23 protein-coding genes are annotated in these 20,461 nt (G+C 72.0%); 15 read left to right on the top strand and 8 right to left on the bottom strand.

Annotated features, from left to right (window positions below; all coding sequences use genetic code 11):
* The 4 genes from G567_RS0104000 to otsB all read left to right on the top strand — a co-directional run.
* A partial coding sequence (locus tag G567_RS0104000; protein WP_028928952.1) for an IS630 family transposase occupies positions 1 to 329 on the top strand: 329 nt, incomplete at its 5' end.
* A 334-nt stretch (positions 330 to 663) separates the two neighbouring features.
* A complete protein-coding gene (locus G567_RS26680; protein ID WP_245585522.1) occupies positions 664 to 2,076 on the top strand; it encodes a threonine/serine exporter family protein in 1,413 nt (470 codons plus the stop codon).
* A 56-nt stretch (positions 2,077 to 2,132) separates the two neighbouring features.
* Positions 2,133 to 3,557, top strand: a complete 1,425-nt coding sequence (locus tag G567_RS0103985) for an alpha,alpha-trehalose-phosphate synthase (UDP-forming) (protein ID WP_028928951.1) — start codon at positions 2,133 to 2,135, stop codon at positions 3,555 to 3,557.
* A complete protein-coding gene (gene otsB, locus G567_RS0103980) occupies positions 3,554 to 4,324 on the top strand; it encodes a trehalose-phosphatase (RefSeq protein ID WP_028928950.1) in 771 nt (256 codons plus the stop codon). The genes G567_RS0103985 and otsB overlap by 4 nt, the downstream gene beginning before the upstream one ends.
* A 14-nt stretch (positions 4,325 to 4,338) precedes the next feature.
* Here otsB and G567_RS0103975 read toward each other — a convergent pair whose 3' ends face one another.
* Positions 4,339 to 5,442: a LacI family DNA-binding transcriptional regulator gene (locus G567_RS0103975; protein WP_028928949.1), complete on the bottom strand. Its 1,104-nt coding sequence runs from the start codon at positions 5,440 to 5,442 to the stop codon at positions 4,339 to 4,341.
* A 139-nt stretch (positions 5,443 to 5,581) separates the two neighbouring features.
* Here G567_RS0103975 and G567_RS0103970 point away from each other — a divergent pair, with 139 nt between their 5' ends.
* From G567_RS0103970 to G567_RS0103960, 3 genes are read left to right on the top strand one after another with little or no spacing between them, the layout of a single operon-like run.
* Positions 5,582 to 6,553, top strand: a complete 972-nt coding sequence (locus G567_RS0103970; protein ID WP_028928948.1) for a metal ABC transporter solute-binding protein, Zn/Mn family — start codon at positions 5,582 to 5,584, stop codon at positions 6,551 to 6,553.
* Between the two features lie 37 nt (positions 6,554 to 6,590).
* Positions 6,591 to 7,466 carry a metal ABC transporter ATP-binding protein gene (locus G567_RS0103965; protein ID WP_051232255.1) on the top strand — a complete coding sequence of 292 codons (876 nt, stop codon included), beginning with the start codon at positions 6,591 to 6,593 and terminating at the stop codon, positions 7,464 to 7,466.
* Positions 7,459 to 8,304, top strand: coding sequence for a metal ABC transporter permease (locus tag G567_RS0103960; RefSeq protein ID WP_028928946.1), 846 nt, complete (start codon positions 7,459 to 7,461; stop codon positions 8,302 to 8,304). Before G567_RS0103965 ends, G567_RS0103960 begins: the two co-directional genes overlap by 8 nt.
* Before the next feature lie 16 nt (positions 8,305 to 8,320).
* Here G567_RS0103960 and rlmB read toward each other — a convergent pair whose 3' ends face one another.
* Together rlmB and cysS are read right to left on the bottom strand one after the other, a co-directional pair.
* Positions 8,321 to 9,301 (bottom strand): 23S rRNA (guanosine(2251)-2'-O)-methyltransferase RlmB, encoded by a 981-nt coding sequence (gene rlmB, locus G567_RS0103955; protein WP_028928945.1) that lies wholly within the window; start codon positions 9,299 to 9,301, stop codon positions 8,321 to 8,323.
* Between the two features lie 40 nt (positions 9,302 to 9,341).
* The gene (gene cysS / locus G567_RS0103950; RefSeq protein ID WP_028928944.1) at positions 9,342 to 10,733 is read right to left on the bottom strand and encodes a cysteine--tRNA ligase; all 1,392 of its coding nucleotides are present in this window, start codon (positions 10,731 to 10,733) and stop codon (positions 9,342 to 9,344) included.
* 95 nt (positions 10,734 to 10,828) lie between these two features.
* Here cysS and G567_RS0103945 point away from each other — a divergent pair, with 95 nt between their 5' ends.
* Positions 10,829 to 11,257 carry a VOC family protein gene (locus G567_RS0103945; RefSeq protein ID WP_028928943.1) on the top strand — a complete coding sequence of 143 codons (429 nt, stop codon included), beginning with the start codon at positions 10,829 to 10,831 and terminating at the stop codon, positions 11,255 to 11,257.
* Here G567_RS0103945 and ispF read toward each other — a convergent pair whose 3' ends face one another.
* The 3 genes from ispF to G567_RS0103930 are packed head-to-tail and all read right to left on the bottom strand — an operon-like array spanning position 11,258 to position 12,930.
* Positions 11,258 to 11,725, bottom strand: coding sequence for a 2-C-methyl-D-erythritol 2,4-cyclodiphosphate synthase (gene ispF / locus G567_RS0103940; RefSeq protein WP_028928942.1), 468 nt, complete (start codon positions 11,723 to 11,725; stop codon positions 11,258 to 11,260). It abuts the gene before it with no gap.
* On the bottom strand, positions 11,722 to 12,405 hold the full coding sequence (gene ispD, locus G567_RS0103935; protein WP_028928941.1) for a 2-C-methyl-D-erythritol 4-phosphate cytidylyltransferase: 684 nt from the start codon (positions 12,403 to 12,405) through the stop codon (positions 11,722 to 11,724). The genes ispF and ispD overlap by 4 nt, the downstream gene beginning before the upstream one ends.
* Before the next feature lie 33 nt (positions 12,406 to 12,438).
* Positions 12,439 to 12,930 (bottom strand): CarD family transcriptional regulator, encoded by a 492-nt coding sequence (locus G567_RS0103930; RefSeq protein WP_028928940.1) that lies wholly within the window; start codon positions 12,928 to 12,930, stop codon positions 12,439 to 12,441.
* Between the two features lie 269 nt (positions 12,931 to 13,199).
* On the opposite strand from G567_RS0103930, the gene G567_RS32760 reads away from it, so the two are divergent.
* From G567_RS32760 to G567_RS0103895, 7 genes are all read left to right on the top strand, one after another.
* Positions 13,200 to 13,766: a copper chaperone PCu(A)C gene (locus G567_RS32760; protein WP_147200963.1), complete on the top strand. Its 567-nt coding sequence runs from the start codon at positions 13,200 to 13,202 to the stop codon at positions 13,764 to 13,766.
* A complete protein-coding gene (gene radA, locus G567_RS26670; RefSeq protein ID WP_037055824.1) occupies positions 13,763 to 15,139 on the top strand; it encodes a DNA repair protein RadA in 1,377 nt (458 codons plus the stop codon). Before G567_RS32760 ends, radA begins: the two co-directional genes overlap by 4 nt.
* 49 nt (positions 15,140 to 15,188) lie before the next feature.
* Positions 15,189 to 16,106, top strand: a complete 918-nt coding sequence (locus G567_RS0103915; protein ID WP_037055617.1) for an HhH-GPD family protein — start codon at positions 15,189 to 15,191, stop codon at positions 16,104 to 16,106.
* Positions 16,107 to 16,137: 31 nt separating this feature from the next.
* Complete coding sequence (locus G567_RS26665; protein ID WP_051232217.1) at positions 16,138 to 16,671, top strand: hypothetical protein; 534 nt, start codon at positions 16,138 to 16,140, stop codon at positions 16,669 to 16,671.
* The gene (locus G567_RS0103905) at positions 16,634 to 16,945 is read left to right on the top strand and encodes an antibiotic biosynthesis monooxygenase family protein (RefSeq protein WP_028928938.1); all 312 of its coding nucleotides are present in this window, start codon (positions 16,634 to 16,636) and stop codon (positions 16,943 to 16,945) included. Before G567_RS26665 ends, G567_RS0103905 begins: the two co-directional genes overlap by 38 nt.
* A gap of 68 nt (positions 16,946 to 17,013) precedes the next feature.
* Positions 17,014 to 17,781 (top strand): SIR2 family NAD-dependent protein deacylase, encoded by a 768-nt coding sequence (locus G567_RS26660; RefSeq protein ID WP_186814190.1) that lies wholly within the window; start codon positions 17,014 to 17,016, stop codon positions 17,779 to 17,781.
* A 105-nt stretch (positions 17,782 to 17,886) separates the two neighbouring features.
* Positions 17,887 to 18,375: a beta-class carbonic anhydrase gene (locus G567_RS0103895; RefSeq protein ID WP_028928937.1), complete on the top strand. Its 489-nt coding sequence runs from the start codon at positions 17,887 to 17,889 to the stop codon at positions 18,373 to 18,375.
* 52 nt (positions 18,376 to 18,427) lie between these two features.
* Here G567_RS0103895 and G567_RS0103890 read toward each other — a convergent pair whose 3' ends face one another.
* Positions 18,428 to 18,775 (bottom strand): DUF779 domain-containing protein, encoded by a 348-nt coding sequence (locus G567_RS0103890; RefSeq protein ID WP_028928936.1) that lies wholly within the window; start codon positions 18,773 to 18,775, stop codon positions 18,428 to 18,430.
* Positions 18,775 to 20,298 (bottom strand): acetaldehyde dehydrogenase ExaC, encoded by a 1,524-nt coding sequence (exaC, locus tag G567_RS0103885; RefSeq protein ID WP_028928935.1) that lies wholly within the window; start codon positions 20,296 to 20,298, stop codon positions 18,775 to 18,777. The genes G567_RS0103890 and exaC overlap by 1 nt, the downstream gene beginning before the upstream one ends.
* Between the last annotated feature and the right edge of the window lie 163 nt (positions 20,299 to 20,461).

Raw genomic sequence — 20,461 nt, 5'->3', positions numbered from 1 at the left:
TTGACGTACACCTGGTCTGCGACAACTACAGCACCCACAAGGCGCCCGTGGTCCGTGCCTGGCTGGAGCGCCATCCGCGCTTCCACCTGCACTTCACCCCGACCTACTCGTCCTGGCTCAACCAGGTCGAACGCTGGTTCGGGCTGCTGACCGACCAACGGCTCCGCCGCGGGGTCCACAAGAACCTCCAAGCCCTCGAACGCGACATCCGGGAGTGGATCCAGAGCTGGAACGACAACCCCCGGCCCTTCGCCTGGACCAAGACCGCGGACGAGATCCTCGAACGACTCGCCGCATATCTTGACCGGATTCCTGGCGCGACTCACTAGCCGAACGTGCCCGAACCCACGGCGGTGGCTGCGTCGACGGCCCGGTCGACACCCCCTGGAACACGCGCGATCTGACCACGGTCGATCCGGACGGCAACACCGTGGTGTTCACCGCCGGCCGACCGGCCGAGCACACCGACCCCGTCTTCACCCGCCGGATCCAGCAGCTGAACGAGGAGCAGGACATCACCCTCGGGCCCTGATCGCCGTGCTCCGCAGCGCTACCGGCACCTCTCGGCGCGTCCGGCGGCTTATCTACCCTGGCTGGCATGGCTCCCCCGACCACCGATCAGTTCGCCCGGCCCGGCCGCCGGCTGCGGCGCACGGGCTGAACGTGGTCGCCGAAGGCACCCCCGCCGACCGGTTCACCCGGCGGCTGCGCGGCGCGATACGTCGCGACGCCCGACGGCTGCTCGCCGCGGGCCCGCCGACGGTGCCGATGCTCACCGTCGGTCCGGAGGTCCCCGGCGACGCCCAGGTCCAGCAGGTGCTCGATCTGTGCATGCGCCTCGGCGAGGTCCTGCTGTCCAGCGGCGAGAGCGTCGACGAGGTCACCATGACGATGCTCCGGCTCGCCTCGGCCTGCGGCCTCTCGGCGGTGGCCGTGGACATCACGTTCACCTCGGTCACGATGTGCTGCCACCGCGGCATGACCGCCCCGCCGGTCACGTCCATGCGGCTGGTGCGCCACCGCTCGCTCGACCTCACCCGGCTGGCCGCCGCCCGCCGGATCGTCGTCGAGGTCGAGTCGGGCAGGCTCGACGTGCGCGGCGCCGCCAGGGAGCTCTCCGTGGTCACCGAGGCGCGGCACCCCTACCCGCGCTGGGTCGCGACCGTGGGCTGGGCCGGGTTGGCCGGGTCCATCGCGGTGCTGCTGGGCGGCGGCGCGCTCACCGCGGTCATCGCGTTCGTCGTCACCGCCGTCATCGACCGGACCGGACGGGTGCTCAACCGGTGGGGCCTGCCCGCGTTCTTCCAGCAGGTCGTCGGCGGCCTGCTCGCCACACTCGCGACGGTCGGGCTGCTGACGATCGGGGCCTTCCCGACGGGCACCGGACCCTCGCTCGTCATCGCGGCCGGAATCACGGTGCTGCTGTCCGGGCTGTCGGTCGTCGGCACCGTGCAGGACGCCGTCTTCGGCTTCTACGTCACATCGGCGGGCCGGGCCGCGGAGATCGCGGTGCTGTCCGCGGGCCTGCTGACCGGCGTCGTGATCGGGCTGAAGCTGGGCTTCCACGTCGGCGTGACACTCGAGGTCGCCGGCGCGCTGCGGGTCAGCCCCGGGCAGTTCAGCGCGTCGCTGTTCTCGGGGGCCGCCGCGGCGGCGGCGTTCGCGCTCGCGGGATACGCGCCGCTACGCATGCTGCCGGTCGCGGGCGGCGTGGGTGCGGCGGGATGGGGAACCTACGGCGGGTTGACCCAGTTCGCCGGGTTCGGCCCGGTGGCCGCAACCGGTGCCGCGGCGATCGTCGTCGGAGTCATCGCCGGGTTGCTGCACCGGCGCTTCCGGGTACCGACGGTCATGGTGACGCTCGCCGGGATCACCCCGCTGCTACCCGGGCTCACCGCCTACCGCGGCTTCTACGAGCTCGCGGTGGAGGGTCTGGCCGATGGGCTCGTCACGATCACCATCGCGATGGGTATCGGGCTCGCGCTGGCCTCGGGAGTCGCGCTGGGTGAGTTCGTGACCCGTCCGCGGGCCCGGTCCACCGTCGTCGTCCCCCCGCCGGACGGTGATCAGCAGTAGGCTCATTCGTCGGATCCGTGGCCCGAATGGACCAGGCCGCGGGACGAGGAGGATTCGTGGCTCTGCCAGGCGCCGAGTTCGTTGTGGTGGCCAACCGGCTACCGGTCGACCTGGAGAGGCTGCCGGACGGCAGCCAGCGGTGGAAACGCAGCCCGGGTGGGCTGGTGACCGCACTCGAACCGATGTTGCGCAGCCGCGACGGTGCCTGGGTGGGCTGGCCGGGTACACCGGACGTCGATGTCGAACCGCTCGTCGAGGACGGCCTGCAACTGCACCCGGTCCGGCTCTCGGCCACGGAGGTCGAGGAGTACTACGAGGGCTTCTCCAACGGCACCCTCTGGCCGCTGTACCACGACGTCGTCGCGCCGCCGGTGTTCCACCGGCACTGGTGGCAGGCCTACGTACGGGTCAACCAGCGCTTCGCCATGGCGACGGCGGAGGTGGCGGCCCCCGGGGCGACCATCTGGGTGCAGGACTACCAGCTGCAGCTGCTGCCTGCCGCGCTGCGCTCGCTGCGGCCGGATCTGCGGATCGGGTTCTTCCTGCACATCCCGTTTCCACCCACCGAGCTGTTCATGCAGCTCCCGTGGCGCCGGGAGATCGTCGATGGCCTGCTCGGTGCCGACCTCGTCGGCTTTCACACCCCGGGCGGCGCCCGGAACTTCCGCTGGCTGGCGACCAACCTCGCGAAAGCCAGACCGGGGCGCAGCCGCGACGAGATCACCGTCGACGATCGCCCGGTCCGGTTCGGCGCGTTCCCGATCTCCATCGACTCCGCCGCGCTCGACCAGCTCGCGCGCAGCGAGGCCGTGCAGCAACGCGCGGCGCAGATCCGCGCCGACCTGGGCGAGCCGAAGAAGGTCATTCTGGGGGTCGACCGGCTGGACTACACCAAGGGCATCGACGTGCGGTTGCTCGCCTTCCACGAGCTGCTCGCCGAGGGCCGGGTCAGCGCCGAGGACGCCGTGATGATCCAGCTCGCCACTCCCAGCCGCGAACGGGTGGAGCACTACCAGCGGATGCGCGACGACATCGAGCTGGCGGTCGGGCGGATCAACGGTGAGTTCGCGAGGGTCGGACATCCGGCCGTGCACTACCTCCACCAGTCACTGCCGCGCGAGGAGCTCGCTGCTTTCTTCGTCGCCGCCGACGTGATGCTCGTGACGCCGCTGCGCGACGGCATGAACCTCGTCGCGAAGGAGTACGTCGCCTGCCGGAGCAACATCAGCGGCGCGCTCGTGCTCTCCGAGTTCGCCGGCGCGGCCGCCGAGCTCACCCAGGCGTTCCTGGTCAACCCGCACGACGCCGACGGCGTCAAGAACGCCCTCTACGCGGCCCTCACCGCCCCGGTCGCCGAGCAGCGCAGGCGGATGCGGGCGCTGCGTCGCCAGGTGCTCACCCACGACGTCGACCGCTGGGCCCGGTCCTTCCTCTCCGCGCTCGGCATGCCGGAGATCCCGGCAGCGGAGGCCGGCAAATGACCGAGCGTCAGCTCGCTCCCGATCTCGACGCCGCGCTGCAGACGCTCGCCGCCACGCCCGAACTGCTCGTCGCGCTCGACTTCGACGGAGTGCTCGCCCCGATCGTCAGCCGGCCTTCGGCGGCCCGGCCGCTGCCGGAGAGCGTCCGCGCGATCGAGGGCCTCGCTGCGCTGCCGCACACCACGGTGGTGCTGGTCTCCGGTCGCGGGCTCGCCGATCTGGCCACCGTCTCGGGATTCACCGCGCCCGTGCAGATGGTCGGCAGCCACGGCGGAGAGTTCTCCGACAACCCCGACGGGTTCCTCGACGAGAACGAGAAGCGCCGCCGCGCCGAGCTGATCGACGAGCTGGCCCGGCTGGTAGACGGGGCCCCGGGCGTTGCGTTGGAGCACAAGCCCGCCGGGGTCGCGGTGCACGTGCGCAACGCCGACCCGGCGATCGGGGCCCGCGTGCTCTCCGCGGTGCGCTCCGGACCCGCGGCCCGCCCCGGCGTCCACCCCACCGAAGGCAAGGCCGTGATCGACCTCGCTGTGGTCGATGTGAGCAAGGGCGGCGCGATCGACGTGCTGCGCGAGCGGACCGGCGCAGGCGCGGTCCTCTTCGTCGGTGACGATGTCACCGACGAGGCCGCGTTCGCGCGGCTGCGGCCCGGGGACGTCGGGGTCAAGGTCGGCGACGGGAACACCGTGGCCCGGTACCGGGTGACCGAGCCACCGGACGTCGCGGTGGCGCTGGAGCGGTTGCGGCAGCTGCGGGCGCAGCGCTGAGCACCCGCCCCGGCTCACCATCCGGAGAAGAACCGCTGCAGGGCGCGCGGCGCCTTGCTCGTCGTACCCACCACCAGCTCGGTGGGCAACGTCACCTGACGCGGCCTGCTGCGCTCCCCGCGTCCGAGCAGCAGCTCGCCGGCGACCTGCCCCTTCTCCCGCACCGGCTGGCGGACGGTGGTGAGCCCGGCCCGCTCGGCATCGGGGACCCCGTCGAAACCGGTGATCGTCAGGTCCTCGGGGACGGCGAGGCCCCGCTGCACGGCATGGCGCAACGCACCCAGCGCGAGGATGTCCGAGGTGCACACCAGCGCCGTGACGTCCGGGTGCGCGGCCAGCAGCTCGGCGGCGGCGGCCGCTCCGGCGTCGACGGTGTGCTCGAAGCGCTCGTGCACCGGCACCCCGGCCCATTCCACCCCGACCTCGGCGAACCCGTCGCGCAGCCCCGCCAGCCTGGCCCGCTGCACCGGGTAGCTGGTCTCGGCCTGGCGAGCCTCGTCGGCGGGGCCGTCGTTGCGCTGTGCGGTCAACCGCATGCACAACACCCCGAACCGGCGATGGCCCAGCCCGGTGAGGTGCCGGGCCATGCCCAGCATCGCGGCGCGGTCGTCGACACCCACCCGGTCGACACCCTCGACGCCGACCGGCTGGTCGCACACCACGGTGGGCACGGGCCGCTGCAGCACGGCGAGGAAATGCGGATCGTCCTCGCGCACCGAGTAGACGACGAACCCGTCGACGCCGGCCTGGTGCACCGCGGTGACATCGGCGTGCTCGGGACTCACCGGAACCAGCAACAGGCCCTGCCCGGCCTGTTCGCAGGCCAGGGCGAGGCCCTCGAGAAAACCGGTGGCGACCGGATCTCGGAACGCGTAGGACAGGGCCTCGGTGAGCAGCAGGCCGACCGCACCGGCCCGGCGGGTGCGCAGCGAGCGCGCCACCGGATCCGGACCGGGGTAGCCCAGCCGGCGGGCGGCCTCCAGCACCCTGGCACGCAGCGGGGCGGACAGCTGGTCCGGCCGGTTGTAGGCGTTGGACACCGTGGTTCTGGACACGCCGAGTTCCGCGGCAAGCGAGGCCAACGTGGCCGGCCTGCGGGTATGCGACGCCCCGGACATTCCATGAACCTAACCGGGCGCTCCACGGGACGAAAGAGCCCCCCTCGGCACCGCGCATCGCGGCCGGATACCCGTTAGAGTGTATCGATAATGGTTATCAATCCAAATATGCGCATTCTCTGATACAGGAGTCCTCCTCATGTCTCTGCCCCTCCCGCGGCACCTTCGTGTCGGCACCGTCGCGGCCGGGCTCGCCGCTCTCGCCCTGGTCCTGACCGCCTGCGGGGGCGCGGGTGACGCCGGCGTCACCGCGGCGAGCGAGGGGACCGTCCGGGTCGTCGCCTCGACCAACGTCTACGGATCAATCGTCCGCGCGGTCGGCGGTGACCAGGTCACCGTCACCTCGATCATCAACAACCCGTCCGCCGACCCGCATTCGCACGAGGCCACCCCCGCCGAGGCGGCGAGCGTCGCGCAGGCGCAACTCGTCGTGCTCAACGGCGGCGGGTACGACGACTTCATGGCCAAGCTCGTCGAGTCCGCGGGCGGTGACCGGCCGGTGATCAACGCCGTCGAGGAGTCCGGACTCGAACCCGCAACCGCCGACGGTCACGATCATGCCGACGCTCACGACCACGGCGAGTTCAACGAGCACGTCTGGTACAGCCTGCCCGCGGTGGGCAAGGTCGCAAGCCGGATCGCCACCGAACTCGGAACCGTCGACTCGGCGCACGCCGCGGAGTTCACCGCCAACGCCGACACGTTCAACGCACAGGTCGCCGGGCTGCTCGACCGCACCAAGGCCATCGGCACCGCGCACCCCGGTGTGCGGGTGGCCGTCACCGAGCCGCTGCCGGGCTGGTTGCTGCACGACGCCGGGCTCACCGACGTGACCCCCGAGGAGTTCGCGCACGCCGTGGAGACCGACACCGACCCGCCCGCCGCCGTGGTGCAGCAGACCCTCGCGCTGTTCACCACCGATCCGGTGCGCGCGCTGCTGCTCAACGCCCAGACCCAGACCCCGACCACCGACCAGGTCAGGCAGGCCGCGACGACCGCGAACGTCCCCGTCGTCGAGATGACCGAGACGCTGCCCGAGGGCGTGACCGACTACGTGGGCTGGATGGGCGGGCAGATCGACGCGCTCACCCACGCCGTGGACCGGTCCTGACGAGCACCCGGACGAATGAGGTCGGACCATGGGAAGCGTGACCAGCCAGAGCGCCCAACCGGCCGACACCCGGCCGGTGGGCGCCGCGCCCGCCGCGGTGTCGCTGCGCGGCGCCCGGCTCAGCTTCGGCGCCCGCACCCTGTGGCACGATCTGGACCTCGATATCGCGCCCGGTGAGTTCGTCGCCGTGCTGGGGCCCAACGGCTCCGGCAAGACGACACTGCTCAAGGTGCTGCTCGGGATCCTGCCGCTCTCGGCCGGCGAGGTGCGCATCGCCGGACGGCCACCGCGATGCGGCAGCCCGGACATCGGCTACATCCCGCAGCAGAAGGCGCTCGAACCGGATCTCCCGCTGCGCGGTCGCGACCTCGTCGGGCTCGGCCTCGACGGGCACCGGCCCGGCCTCGGGCTGCGCTCCCGGCGGCAGCGCCGGGAGCGGGTCGAGGCCGCCCTCGCCGCCGTCGGCGGCACCGGCTACGGCGACGCTCCGGTCGGCCGGCTCTCCGGGGGCGAGCAGCAGCGGCTGCGGGTCGCCCAGGCCCTGGTCGGCGACCCCTCGGTGCTGCTGTGCGACGAGCCGCTGCTCTCGCTCGACCTGGCCCACCAGCGCACCGTCACCCGGCTCATCGACGAGCGACGGCGCGCCGCGTCGACCGCGGTCCTCTTCGTCACCCACGAGATCAACCCGGTGCTGGCGCTGGTGGACCGGGTGCTCTACCTCGTCGACGGCCGGTTCCGGATCGGCCGCACCGAGGAGGTGATGACCTCGGCCGTGCTCTCCGAGCTCTATCGATCCGAGATCGACGTGCTGCGGGTGCGCGACCGGCTCGTCGTGGTGGGCGCCGAGGACGGCTGCCATCCCGACCACGGCGACGTCGAACCCGTTGCCCACGAGGCGGTGTGCCATGAGTGAGGTCCTCGACCGGATCTTCAGCTTCGACGGGATCGGCGGGCTGCTCGGACTCCCGTTCGTACAGAACGCGTTGATCGCGTGCGCGGTGCTCGGGTTGGTGGCCGGGGCGCTCGCGCCGCTGATCGTCGCCCGCGGGATGGCGTTCGCCGTCCACGGCACCGCCGAGCTCGCCTTCACCGGCGGTGCCGCCGCCCTGCTCATCGGCGCCGGCGTCGGGATCGGTGCGGTCGCGGGCGCGGTCGTCGCGGGGTTCGTCTTCGGGCTGATGGGGCTGCGCCAGCGCGAGCGCGACTCCGTGATCGGCGTCGTGCTCGCGTTCGGGCTCGGCCTCGGCGTGCTGCTGCTCGCGCTCTACAGCGGCCGGGCCTCGAACAAGTTCGGGCTGCTGACCGGCTCGATCGTGTCGGTGGACTCGACGAACCTGGCCGTGCTCGGCGTGGTCGCGACGCTCGTCGTGCTGGTGCTGGCAGTCCTCTACCGGCCGCTGCTGTTCGCCAGCACCGACCCCGATGTGGCCGTCGCCCGTGGGGTGCCGGTGCGGCTGCTGTCGGTCGTCTTCGCGGTGCTCATCGGGCTCGCGACGGCGCTCGCGGTGCCGATCGTCGGCGCCGTCCTGGTGCTCTCGGTGATGATCGCGCCCGGCGCCGCCGCGGCACAGGTGACGGCCAACCCGCTGGCCGCCAGCCTGCTGGCGATCGCCATCGCGGAACTGGCGCTGCTCGGCGGCACGGTGCTGTCGCTGGCACCGGGTCTGCCGGTGTCGGGCTACGTGGCCGCGATCGCCTTCCTCTGCTACGTCGCGTGCCGGGTCCTCGGCCGGGTCCGCCTCCGAGCCTGATCCCCGGACCCGCCCGTCAGGCGCGCTGCCGGCGGCGGCGCGCGACCTCGGCGAGCACCACACCGGTGGCCACCGCCGCGTTCAGCGACTCCACCGGGCCCGCCATCGGGATCGACACGGTGACGTCGCAGGTCTCGCGGACCAGCCGGGAAAGACCCTTCCCCTCCGAGCCCACCACCAGCACCAGCGGATCGGCGGCGAGGTCGAACTCGTCGAGCGAGACCGTGCCGTCGGCGGCCAGCCCGGCGATCATCAGCCCCGCGGAGGCGTACTCGCGCAGCGTGCGGGTCAGGTTCGTCGCGCGCGCCACCGGAACCCTGGCGGCGGTCCCGGCGGAGGCACGCCAGGCAACCGCGGTCATCCCAGCGGCGCGGCGTTGCGGGACGACGACGCCGTGACCGCCGAACGCGCCCACCGAGCGCACGACGGCACCCAGGTTGCGCGGATCGGTCACCCCGTCGAGCGCCGCGATGAGCGCGGGCTGCCCCGAATCCACCGCGGCCTCCAACAGCTCGTCTGGATGCGCGTAGGCGTACGGCGGAACCTGCAACGCGACGCCCTGATGCAGCGCGCCGCCCGTGATCCGGTCCAGGTCGCCCCGCGGTACCTCGAGGATCGAGACACCGGCCTCGGCGGCGAGCTGCACCGCCTCGGCGATCCGCTCATCGGCCGCGGTGCCGACCGCGACGTGCAGCGCGGTCGCCGGCACCCCGGCCCGCAGGCATTCGACGACCGGGTTGCGGCCGAGCACGGTCTCCGGGGTGTCGCCGTCACCGGGGCGGCGGCGCGATCCGGCCACCTTGGCGCGCTCGTGCTGCGCCTTCGCGGCCTCCCGGGCGGCGCGACGGGCCGCCGGATGCCCGGGCCGCATCTCGGCCGGTGGGGTCGGGCCCTTGCCGCGCAGCCCCCGGCGGCGCTGACCCCCGGAGCCCACGACCGGACCCTTCTTGGTGCCTTCCTTGCGTAGGGCGCCGCGCCGTTTGGAGTTGCCGGCCATGTGCTAGTCCTCGCTCGTTGCGGGATGGAAGTCGCTGTGATCAGAGGTTCTTGAGGGACCAGGTCGGCCCGTCCGGACTGTCCTCGACGAGGATGCCCGCCGCGACCAGCCGATCCCGAAGCTCGTCGGCGGCCGCGAAGTCACGCGCCGCCCTGGCCTGCTGGCGTCGCGCCAGGATGTCCTCGACCAACGCCGAGAGCGCGCTCATCGCGGCGTCGTCGGTGCGGTCGAGGGTGGCCCACTGCGGTCCGAGCGGGTCGAGCCCGAGCACCCCGGTCATCGCCCGGGCCGACGCCGCAGCACCGGTCGCCGCCGCTCGGTCCCCGGCGTCCAGCGCGATGTTGCCCTCACGTACCGTGCCGTGGATCGCGGCCAGCGCGCCCGGCGTGCCGAGGTCGTCGTCCATCGCAGCGGTGAACTCCGCACACAGCATCCCGGGCTCGGGTGTCCCCTCCCGTTCCCGCACGCGGTGCACGAAGCCCTCGATGCGCCGGTAAGCCGCCACGGCCTCGGACAGCGCCGCATCGGAGTACTCGATCGCCGACCGGTAGTGCGGACCGACGAGGTAGTAGCGCAGCTCCACGCCGCGGACCCGGCGCAGCAACGCCTCGATGGACAGCGTATTGCCCAGGGACTTCGACATCTTCTCGCCGCCCATGGTCACCCAGGCGTTGTGCAGCCAGTAGCGGGCGAAGCCGTCACCCGCCGCATGCGACTGCGCCTGCTCGTTCTCGTGGTGCGGGAACACGAGGTCGAGCCCACCGCCGTGAATATCGAACTCCGGGCCGAGGTAGGCGGTCGCCATCGCCGAGCACTCGAGGTGCCAGCCCGGCCTGCCGCGGCCCCACGGCGTCGCCCAGGACGGCTCGCCGGGCTTCGCCGACTTCCACAGGGTGAAATCCACCGGATCGCGCTTGGCGCCGGCGTCGCCCTCGCCCTGCGCGACGTCGTCGACCTTCTGCCGCGACAGCGACCCGTACTCGGGCAGCGTGCGCACCGCGAAGTAGACGTCACCGCCCGCGGCATAGGCGTGCCCCCGATCGATGAGCCGCTCGATCAGCTCGATCATCTGCGGCACATGCCCGGTGGCGCGCGGCTCGATGGACGGCGGCAGGCAGCCCAGCGCGTCGTAGGCGGCGGAGAACGCCCGCTCGTGGGTGGCGGCCCACTCCCACCACGGCCTGCCCGCCTCGGCCGCCTTCCGCAGGATCTTGTCGTCGATGTCGGTGACATTTCGCACCAACGTCACGTCGAATCCCCGGTGGCCGAACCAGCGGCGGAGCACGTCGTAGTTGAGCCCGCTGCGGACGTGGCCGATATGCGGCAGGCCCTGGACGGTGGCGCCACAGACGTACATCGACACAGCCCCGCCCCGCAGCGGGACGAAGTCCCGCTGCTGTCTGGCCGCGGTGTCGAACAGGCGCACATTCACGTGTTCCAGACTACGGACACCCTGGTCAACCCGGTTCGCCGGCCCGGATCCGTTTCGTCCAAGACGACCGGGCCCGACGGCGCGATGCTGGGCGCATGACGGAGATTCGCTCGCTCTACCCCCGGCTCGTCGTCGACGGCGGCGACGCGGCCCTCGACTTCTACGCCGCCGCGCTGGGCGCGGAGATCACCGATCGCTACACCGCGGGCGGCCGGATCGTGCATGCGATGGTGCAGGTCGGGCCGGTGCGCTTCGCGGTCAAGGACGAGGGCGACGGCGACCCCGCCCCCACCGACGGCGGCCCCCCGGTGATCATCGCGCTGGAGGTCGACGACGCCGACGCGGTCGCCGAGCGGATGCTCGCGGCCGGCGCGCGGGTCGTGTTCCCGATCGACGACCACGACTACGGCGACCGCGGCGGCCGGCTCGCCGACCCGTTCGGCCACCACTGGATGATCGCCGCGCGCCGGGCTGACCTGACCCCGGACGAGATCCAGGCCCGGCTCGACGCGACGACCCGGTAACTAGGCGGCCGGCAGCAGCAGGGCGGTCGCGACCGCCGCGAGCCCGTCGCCGCGACCGGTCAGGCCGAGACCGTCGGTCGTCGTCCCGGACACCGCCACCGGACCGCCGACCGCCTCGGAGAGCACCCGCTGGGCCTCGTCGCGGCGCTTTCCGATCTTGGGAGCGTTGCCGATGACCTGGACCGCGGCGTTGCCGACCGTCCAGCCCTCCGCGGTGAGCAGCTGACGCACCTCGGCCAGCAGCGCCACCCCGCTCGCGCCCGCCCGCTCCGGACGGCCGGTGCCGAAGACCGCGCCGACGTCGCCGAGGCCGGCCGCGGAGAGCAGGGCGTCGCACAGCGCGTGCGCGGCGACGTCGCCGTCGGAGTGACCGGCGCAACCGTCGACACCCTCCCAGAACAGCCCTGCGACCCAGCACGGCCGGCCGGCCTCGACCGCGTGCACGTCGGTGCCGATGCCGACCCTCACCGAACCCCCTTCGCGACCAGCAACTCCGCCAGCCCCCGGTCCCACGCTGTTGTGATCTTGAAGGCCGACGGATGCCCGGGAACGGTGTACACGGGCTCGCCCAGCGCCTCGACCAGCCCCGCGTCATCGGTCGCCGCGGCACCGGCCGAGGCAGCAACCGCATGCGCCCGGCGAAGCAGCGCGAGGTCGAAACCCTGCGGGGTCTGGATCGCGCGCAGGGTCGACCGGTCGACCGTGACCTGCACCGTGCCAAGATCGTCAACCTGTTTGACCGTATCCGCGAGTGGCAGGACCGGGACCACCGCTCCATGCCCGGCGCGCACGGTTTCGACGACGGCCGCGGTCAGTCCCGGAGGCGCGAACGGACGCGCCGCGTCGTGCACCACGACGATCCCGTCGGGAACGTCATCGAGGGCGGCGAGCGCGCGCCGGACCGAGGCGGTCCGGTCCGCACCCCCGACGAGCACCTCGACCGGCCGGCCGTCGAGCACCGTTTGCGCGGCCTCCACCTGACCGGCCGGAACGGCGACCAGCACCCGGTCGATCACACCCGAAGCGATCAGCCCGTCGACGGCGTGCACCAGGATGGGAACGCCGTCGATCGTCACGAACGCCTTGGGGACTCCGGCCCCCAGGCGCTGCCCCGACCCGGCGGCGGGAGCGACGGCGATGACGCTCATGTCGAACTCGGGGCGGGACGGGTAGCTCGGGAATCAGGCCGTGGCCGTGGCGAGCACTTCGTCGAGCAGGACCTCGGCGCGCTCCTCGTCGGTCCCTTCCGCCAGCGCGAGCTCGCTGACCAGGATCTGCCGGGCCTTGGCCAGCATGCGCTTCTCACCGGCGGACAGACCGCGGTCCTTCTCGCGCCGCCACAGATCGCGAACGACCTCGGCGACCTTGTTCACATCACCCGAAGCGAGCTTTTCCAGATTCGCCTTGTAGCGGCGCGACCAGTTGGTCGGCTCCTCGGTGTGCGGGGCCCGCAGCACCTCGAAGACCCGATCCAGCCCCTCCTGGCCCACAACATCACGGACGCCGACGACCTCGGCGTTGTCAGCGGGTACTCGCACCGTGAGATCGCCCTGCGCGACCTTGAGGACGAGATATTTGCGCTCCTCGCCCTTGATCGTGCGGGTCTCGATGGCCTCGATGAGCGCGGCACCGTGGTGCGGGTAGACAACGGTCTCTCCGACCTTGAAAACCATGTGTCCTCTGCCCCTTTCGATGCATCCAGGTTAACACGGCCGGTGAACAGCCGCGCCTCGGCTCGGCTCGTCGTCGCAGGTCAGGGGGTTGACAGCAGGCATGAAACGTGCGTCGGAGGAGGACGTCGCCGAGCGCCCACGGGAACCGCGTGTCGGGCCCGTGACCGGCGCGGTTACGCTTCCGCCTGGTCACCCCGCGAAACGGGACGACCACCCGCGACACCGCACCCCGCCGCAGGGGTGGCGACGGCAGGAAGGATGTCCGACCCGTGAGCCGCACCGAGCGCTTCCGCCCGACCCGATTCACCCTCGTCATCGGTGCCATGATCGGAGCGCTGGCGCTGACCGGATGCGGCGCGGGACAGATCTCGCAGACCGCCGAGCAGACCGCCGCGGTCAGCGGCGCGAACGTCACCGCGGGCGATATCGCGGTGCGCAACGCCATGATCACCTTCCCGAGCGGGGTCAAGCCCGAGCGCGTGATCTACCCGAGCGGCGGCTCGGCGCCCGTCACGGTCGTCATCGCCAACTCGTCCGACATCCCCGACAAGCTGCTGTCGGCGAGCAGTCCGATCGCGAGCTCGGTGCAGCTGGCCGGGGAGACGACAGTCCCCGGGGAGCAGACCCTCGTCTCGGGTGGCGACGGAACGAAGCTGTCGAACTCGCGGCAGCTCGAGATCACCCTCGAAGGGCTCACCGGCGACATCCGTCCGGGCCTGACGTACCCGCTCGTGCTGGTCTTCGAACGGGCCGGCGCCATCACCGTCGACCTGCCGGTCGACTCCTCGGAGGCGGCGCGCCGGACCGAGGGCAGCGGCGGTGGAGGCAGCCACTGACCGGACGCACCCGCCCCGCACGCACTGGGTATCGCTGCGCCGAGTGCGGGCACCAGGTCGCCCAGTGGGTAGGGCGCTGCCCCTCTTGCCAGGCCTGGGGCACGCTCGAACAGCACGCCACCCCGGCCGCCCGGTCGAAGCGGGTCGCGGCGGGCGCACCGAGCGCCCCGGCCCGGCCGATCGCCGAGGTCGAACTCGACTCCGCCAGAGCCCGCCGGACCGGCGTCGACGAGCTCGATCGGGTGCTCGGTGGCGGACTGGTCCCCGGCTCGGTGGTGCTGCTGGCCGGAGAGCCGGGCGTCGGCAAGTCGACCCTGCTGCTCGACGTGGCCGCCAAGGCCGCGGCGCGAGGCCCGGTGCTGTATGTCACCGGTGAGGAATCGGCCGGGCAGGTGCGGCTGCGCGCCGAGCGCACCGCCGCCGTCCATGACCGGCTGTACCTGGCGGCGGAGTCCGATCTGGGGGCGATCGTCGGACATCTGGGACTGCTGCGCCCCGACCTGTTGATCGTCGACTCGATCCAGACCATGTCCACCGCCGAGGCGGACGGCAATGTCGGCGGGGTCACCCAGGTCCGCGCGGTCACCGTCGCGCTCACGGCGCTGGCGAAGGAGCGCGGGCTGCCGGTGATCCTGGTCGGGCACGTCACCAAGGACGGCTCCATCGCCGGTCCGCGGGTGCTCGAACACCTCGTCGACGTCGTGTTGTCGTTCGAGGGCGACAGACACTCGACCCTGCGCATGGTGCGCGGGGTGAAGAACCGCTTCGGCCCGGCCGACGAGGTGGGCTGCTTCGAGCTGCGCGACGAGGGCATCGTCGGGCTCGCCGACCCCTCCGGGCTGTTCCTGGCCCGCTTCGGCGCCACCCGCGACGCGGTCGTCCCCGGAACCGCGGTCACCGTCGTCATGGACGGGCGCCGCCCCTTGCTGGCCGAGGTGCAGGCGCTGGTCGCGGGCGAGAACATCCCTAGCCCGCGGCGCGCGGTCAGCGGCCTGGACAGCTCCCGGGTCGCCATGCTCCTGGCGGTGTTGGAGCGGCGGGTGGGGATCAAGCTGTACGACGCGGAGGTCTACACCGCGACCGTCGGCGGGATGCGGGTGCTGGAGCCCGCCGCCGATCTGGCCCTCGCCCTCGCCGTGGTGTCGGCCAAACGCGATGTGGCGCTACCCCCCGATCTGGTCGCGCTCGGCGAGATCGGGCTGGCGGGCGAGGTACGTCAGGTGAACGGGATCGGGCGCAGGCTCGCCGAGGCCGCCCGGCTCGGCTTCACCCGGGCGCTGGTACCGCTAGGCAGCGACGTGAAGCCGATGGGCATGCGGATCCAGGAGGTGGCCGACCTTTCCCATGTCGTGCAGGGGCTGCGCGCCGACTGACCACTCCGGGGCGATGCGGGGCGCCCTCCCCGGACGATCGTCGACGGCGATGGCACGATCATCAGCCGTGGCGCCGCCGGTACCTCCGCTGACCGATCTCGTCCTGCCCTGGTTCGACGCCCAGGCACGAGACCTTCCGTGGCGCAGGGCCGAGACCACGCCGTGGGGCGTCATGGTCAGTGAGTTCATGCTCCAGCAGACCCCGGTGGCCCGCGTCGAGCCGGTCTGGACCCGCTGGATGGCCGAATGGCCGCTGCCGTCCTCGCTCGCCGCCGCACCGCGCGCCGAGGTGCTGCGCGCCTGGGGGAAGCTCGGCTACCCGCGCCGAGCGCTGCGGCTGCACGAGGCGGCGCGGGTGATCGCCACCGAGCACGACGACGTCGTCCCGTCCGATGTGGACGTGCTCGAGTCGCTGCCCGGAGTGGGCAGCTACACCGCACGGGCGGTGGCCGCGTTCGCCTACCGGCGGCGCTGCCCGGTCGTCGACACGAACGTCCGGCGGGTCGTCGCCCGCGCCGTACACGGCCGCGGCGACGCGGGCCCCGTCAGAGCCAGAGCCGACCTGGCCGACGTCGAGGCGCTGCTACCCGCCGACGAGGCGACCGCTGCGCGGCTCTCCGCCGCGCTGATGGAGCTCGGGGCCGTGGTCTGTACCGCGCGCAACCCGCGCTGCGAGCTCTGCCCGGCGCGCCGGACATGCGCCTGGCAGGCCGCCGGGCGTCCCGCCTACACCGGGCCGCGGCGGCCACCGCAGGGCTATGCCGGCACCGATCGACAGGTCCGCGGCAAGCTCCTCGACGTGCTGCGCGAAGCCCCGGCACCGGTCGAGAAGGTCGTCCTGGACGCCGTCTGGTCCAATGCCGCCCAGCGTGACCGCTGCCTGGACTCGCTGCTCGTCGACGGGCTGGCCGAACAGCTCGCCGACGGCCGCTTCAGCCTGGGCTGCACCCCCGTGAGCGGCGAGTGATGCCCCAGCACGACACAACGCTCACGAGGCGATGAGCCACAGCGTGCGGTTCCGTCTCGACGACGACGCGGCCGCCGAGCTCACCGCGCTGCGCGCGCGGCTGCGCGCCGCGGGGATCGCGGTGCCCACCGACCGCCCGGCCGTCACGTTCGCCGCGGCCGCCGCGATCCCGCCCGCTGCCCGCGCCGCGCTCGCCGACGAGCTCCGGGTACTGGCCCTGCCCGCGCTGTGGCTGGCCATCCTCGGAACGATCGCGGGGCGCGACGACGAGCTCGTGCTCGCCGCGATCGTCGACGCCGAGCTGCTGGCCGTCCACGCCGCGGTCCATGACGCGCTGACCGGAAGGGTGCGCGCCCCGGCCGCCGCCTATCTGCCCGGGGCCTGGCTTCCGCACTGCACGCTGTCGCACGAGCGGCCGGCCGCGGCGTTCGCGCTGCTGCACCCGTTCCCGCCGGTACGGGCCGGAGTCATCGGCGTTGAGCTGGTCGACACGCGGACCGGTGCGGCAGAGCCGATAGCCTGGACCCGTGGCAGTCGTGAAGATCAACGCTATCGAGGTCCCTGAGGGCGCCGGCCCGGAGTTGGAGCAGCGCTTCGCCAACCGGCTCCATGCCGTGGACGGCCAGAAGGGCTTCATCTCCTTCGAGCTGTTGCGGCCGGTCAAGGGCGAGGAGCGGTATTTCGTGGTGACGCACTGGGAGTCCGAGGAGGACTTCCAGGCCTGGCTGAACGGACCGGCCATGCAGGCACACTCCGGTGAGCGCGCCCGGCCGGTGGCGTCGGGGTCCTCGCTCCTGGAGTTCGAGGTCGTGCAGTCCTCGACCGCATCGGGCTCCTGAGCGAGCTCGACCGCGCCGCCGGGTTGCTGCGCGGCGCCGACGCGCTGCTGATCTGCGCGGGCGCCGGCATGGGTGTCGACTCGGGATTGCCGGACTTTCGCGGTCCCGAGGGCTTCTGGCGCGCCTACCCGCCGTACCGGGCGCTGGGCCTGCGGTTCGAGGAGCTGGCCGATCCGGTGCATTTCGCCGATGATCCCGAGCTGGCCTGGGGCTTCTACGGCCACCGCCTCGGGCTCTATCGCTCGACGGTGCCGCACGAGGGCTTCGGGGTGTTGCGGGCGTGGGCGCGGCGGCCGGTGCGGGTGTTCACCTCGAACGTCGACGGCCAGTTCCAGCGCGCCGGGTTCGCCGACGACGTGGTCGCCGAATGCCACGGGTCGATCCACCACCTGCAGTGTCTCACCGGCTGCGGACAGCAGGTGTGGCCCGCCGACGGCGCCTCGGTGCAGGTCGACCCGATGACCATGCGGGCGGCCGCACCGCTGCCCTCCTGCCCGGCCTGCGGCGGCCTGGCCAGGCCGAACATCCTCATGTTCGGCGACTGGTCCTGGGATCCCGCCCGCACGCAGCCGCAACTCGACGCGCACACCGGCTGGCTGCGATCGCTGCGCGCCGAGGGCCGCCGGCTCGCCGTGGTCGAGATCGGCGCGGGCACCGCCGTGCCCACGGTCCGCAGGCAGGCCGAGCTCGCCTCCGCGTCGTCGGGCGCGCTCGTCCGGATCAATGTGCGGGAGCCGGCCGTCCGCCACGGCCGAGGCGTCGGGATCGCCGCCCCGGCGGCTGCGACGCTGCTCGCCCTCGACGAGCACCTCCGGGGACCGGCCGGCCGCGGATAGCACGGCGCCGAGGTCGGCGAGACGTCGCGAATACCCCGACTCGCCCGCACAATTACCCCGACTCGCGCGCGTCGATACCGCGACTCGCGGGGAGGGGGAGGAACGATGTCCGTCACCGATGAGCTGCTCGCCAACAACGCCCGTTACGCCGAGTCCTTCTTCGGTCCGCTGCCGATGCCGCCCAGCAGGCACATCGCCGTCGTGGCGTGCATGGACGCTCGGCTGGACGTCTACCGGATGCTCGGCCTGGGGGAGGGCGAGGGGCACGTCATCCGCAACGCGGGCGGCGTCGTCACCGACGACGCGATTCGCTCGCTGACCATCAGCCAGCGGTTGCTCGGCACGACCGAGATCATCCTGATCCACCACACCGACTGCGGCATGCTGACCTTCACCGACGACGAGTTCCGGCGCTCGATCCAGGACGAGACCGGAATCAAGCCGGGGTGGGCGCCCGAGTCATTCCCGGACCCTGTCGCCGATGTCCGCCAGTCCATCGCCCGGATCAAGGCGAGCCCGTTCCTGTGGCACCGGGACTCGGTCCGCGGGTTCGTCTTCGACGTCGCGACGGGGAAGCTGAACGAGGTCAGCTGAGGAGGCGGGTGTGGCGATGCCGCCATCGCGGTCATCACCACACCCGCCCGCGTCAGTTGCGGAGCAACCGGGAGCGAATCAGGAATCGGACGCCCTCGGGTGCCTCGACCGAGAACCCACTGCCCCGGCCGGGCACGACATCGACCGTGAGATGGGTGTGCTTCCAGTACTCGAACTGCGCCGCCGACATCCAGAACGGAACCGGATCGATGCCCTCCACCTCGAGGTCGCCGAGATGGACGTCGGAGTCACCGGTCCGGAACTCCCCCGCCGGGTAGCACATCGGCGAGCTTCCGTCACAGCACCCCCCGGACTGATGGAACATCAGCGGGCCGTGCACCGCGGTCAGCTTCCGCAGCAGCTCGGCGGCCGCCGGTGTCAGCGCGACCCGCTCGGCCATCAGAAGAAGCCCTGCGCGTCCGGCGAGTAGCTGACCATCAGGTTCTTCGTGTTCTGGTAGTGGTCCAGCATCATCTTGTGGTTCTCGCGCCCGATTCCGGACTGCTTGTAGCCGCCGAACGCGGCGTGCGCCGGGTAGGTGTGGTAGTTGTTCACGAACACCCGGCCCGCCTGAATCTCCCGCCCCGCCCGGTAGGTGATGTTGCCGTCGCGCGACCACACGGCGGCGGCCAGCCCGTAGAGCGTGTCGTTGGCGATCTTCATGGCGTCGTCGTAGTCGGCGAAGCGGGTCACCGACACCACCGGGCCGAAGATCTCCTCCTGGAAGATCCGCATCGAGTTGTCACCCTCGAAGACCGTCGGCTGCATGTAGTAGCCGCCGGACAGCTCGCCCCCGAGGTCGGCGCGCTCGCCGCCGGTGAGGATCCGCGCACCCTCCTGCCGGCCGATGTCGATGTAGGAGAGGATCTTCTCGAGCTGGTCGTTGGACGCCTGGGCCCCGATCATCGTCTCGGTGTCGAGCGGGTGCCCCTGCTTGATCTGCTCGGTGCGCTTGACGGCCTGGGCGAGGAAGTCGTCGTAGATCCCGCCCTGGATCAGCGCCCGCGACGGGCAGGTGCAGACCTCGCCCTGGTTGAGGGCGAACATCGCGAAGCCCTCGAGCGCCTTGTCGTAGAAGGCGTCCTGCTGGGCGGCGACGTCGTCGAAGAAGATGTTCGGGCTCTTGCCGCCCAGTTCGAGGGTGACCGGGATCAGGTTCTCGCTGGCGTACTGCATGATCAGCCTGCCGGTGGTGGTCTCCCCGGTGAAGGCGATCTTGCGGATGCGCTTGTTCTGCGCGAGCGGCTTGCCCGCCTCCACGCCGAACCCGTTGACGACGTTGAGCACGCCGGCCGGGAGCAGGTCCGCGACCAGTTCCAGCAGCACATGGATCGACGCCGGGGTTTGCTCGGCGGGCTTGAGCACGATCGCGTTGCCCGCGGCGAGCGCCGGGGCGAGCTTCCAGATCGCCATGAGGATCGGGAAGTTCCAGGGGATGATCTGGCCGACGACACCGAGCGGCTCGTGGAAGTGGTAGGCGACCGTGTTGTCGTCGATCTGCGAGATGCCGCCCTCCTGCGCGCGGATCGCGCCCGCGAAGTAGCGCAGGTGGTCGATCGCGAGCGGGATGTCGGCAGCCAGGGTCTCCCGGCAGGCCTTGCCGTTCTCCCAGCTCTCCGCGATGGCGATCTTCTCGAGGTTCGCCTCGATGCGGTCGGCCATCTTGTTGAGGATGTTGGCCCGCTCGGTGGCCGATGTCCTCCCCCAGTCCGGGGCCGCGGCGTGCGCGGCGTCGAGGGCGGCCTCGACGTCCTCGGCCGTGCCCCGGGCGACCTCGGTGAACGTCTGTCCGGTGACCGGGGTCGAGTTTTCGAAGTACTGCCCCCGCTTCGGCGCGACGTACTCGCCGCCGATGAAGTGGTCGTAGCGGGACCGGAACGAGACGACGCTGCCGGCGTCGCCCGGGGCCGCATACCTGGCCATCGTGCATCCTTCCCTCGTCGATGTGGGTGAGGGGGGACACTAGAGATGCGGGGGTTGCAGCGGCGTTGCACCGCAGCTGCGAACCTATCCGAATAGGGAGTTCGCAGAAGCTGATCATGTTCAGGCTTGCCTTACTACCACGGACGAACCAGGATGGAGTTCC

It is taken from the genome of Pseudonocardia asaccharolytica DSM 44247 = NBRC 16224 (assembly GCF_000423625.1).
Classification (GTDB): Bacteria; Actinomycetota; Actinomycetes; order Mycobacteriales; family Pseudonocardiaceae; genus Pseudonocardia; species Pseudonocardia asaccharolytica.
Note: the sequence above shows the minus strand (reverse complement) of the source record. Positions and strands in the feature narration are given on the sequence as shown.

Coding starts and splice junctions, on each gene's coding strand:
- G567_RS0103975 (WP_028928949.1), bottom strand. CDS start 5,442: ATGTCCGGGGCGTCGCATACCCGCAGGCCGGCCACGTTGGCCTCGCTT.
- ispD (WP_028928941.1), bottom strand. CDS start 12,405: ATGAGCGTCATCGCCGTCGCTCCCGCCGCCGGGTCGGGGCAGCGCCTG.
- G567_RS0103945 (WP_028928943.1), top strand. CDS start 10,829: ATGACGGAGATTCGCTCGCTCTACCCCCGGCTCGTCGTCGACGGCGGC.
- G567_RS0103970 (WP_028928948.1), top strand. CDS start 5,582: ATGTCTCTGCCCCTCCCGCGGCACCTTCGTGTCGGCACCGTCGCGGCC.
- G567_RS0103895 (WP_028928937.1), top strand. CDS start 17,887: ATGTCCGTCACCGATGAGCTGCTCGCCAACAACGCCCGTTACGCCGAG.
- G567_RS0103960 (WP_028928946.1), top strand. CDS start 7,459: ATGAGTGAGGTCCTCGACCGGATCTTCAGCTTCGACGGGATCGGCGGG.
- G567_RS0103890 (WP_028928936.1), bottom strand. CDS start 18,775: ATGGCCGAGCGGGTCGCGCTGACACCGGCGGCCGCCGAGCTGCTGCGG.
- exaC (WP_028928935.1), bottom strand. CDS start 20,298: ATGGCCAGGTATGCGGCCCCGGGCGACGCCGGCAGCGTCGTCTCGTTC.
- G567_RS0103930 (WP_028928940.1), bottom strand. CDS start 12,930: ATGGTTTTCAAGGTCGGAGAGACCGTTGTCTACCCGCACCACGGTGCC.
- rlmB (WP_028928945.1), bottom strand. CDS start 9,301: ATGGCCGGCAACTCCAAACGGCGCGGCGCCCTACGCAAGGAAGGCACC.
- G567_RS26660 (WP_186814190.1), top strand. CDS start 17,014: ATGGGTGTCGACTCGGGATTGCCGGACTTTCGCGGTCCCGAGGGCTTC.
- G567_RS0103915 (WP_037055617.1), top strand. CDS start 15,189: ATGGCACGATCATCAGCCGTGGCGCCGCCGGTACCTCCGCTGACCGAT.
- G567_RS26665 (WP_051232217.1), top strand. CDS start 16,138: ATGAGCCACAGCGTGCGGTTCCGTCTCGACGACGACGCGGCCGCCGAG.
- otsB (WP_028928950.1), top strand. CDS start 3,554: ATGACCGAGCGTCAGCTCGCTCCCGATCTCGACGCCGCGCTGCAGACG.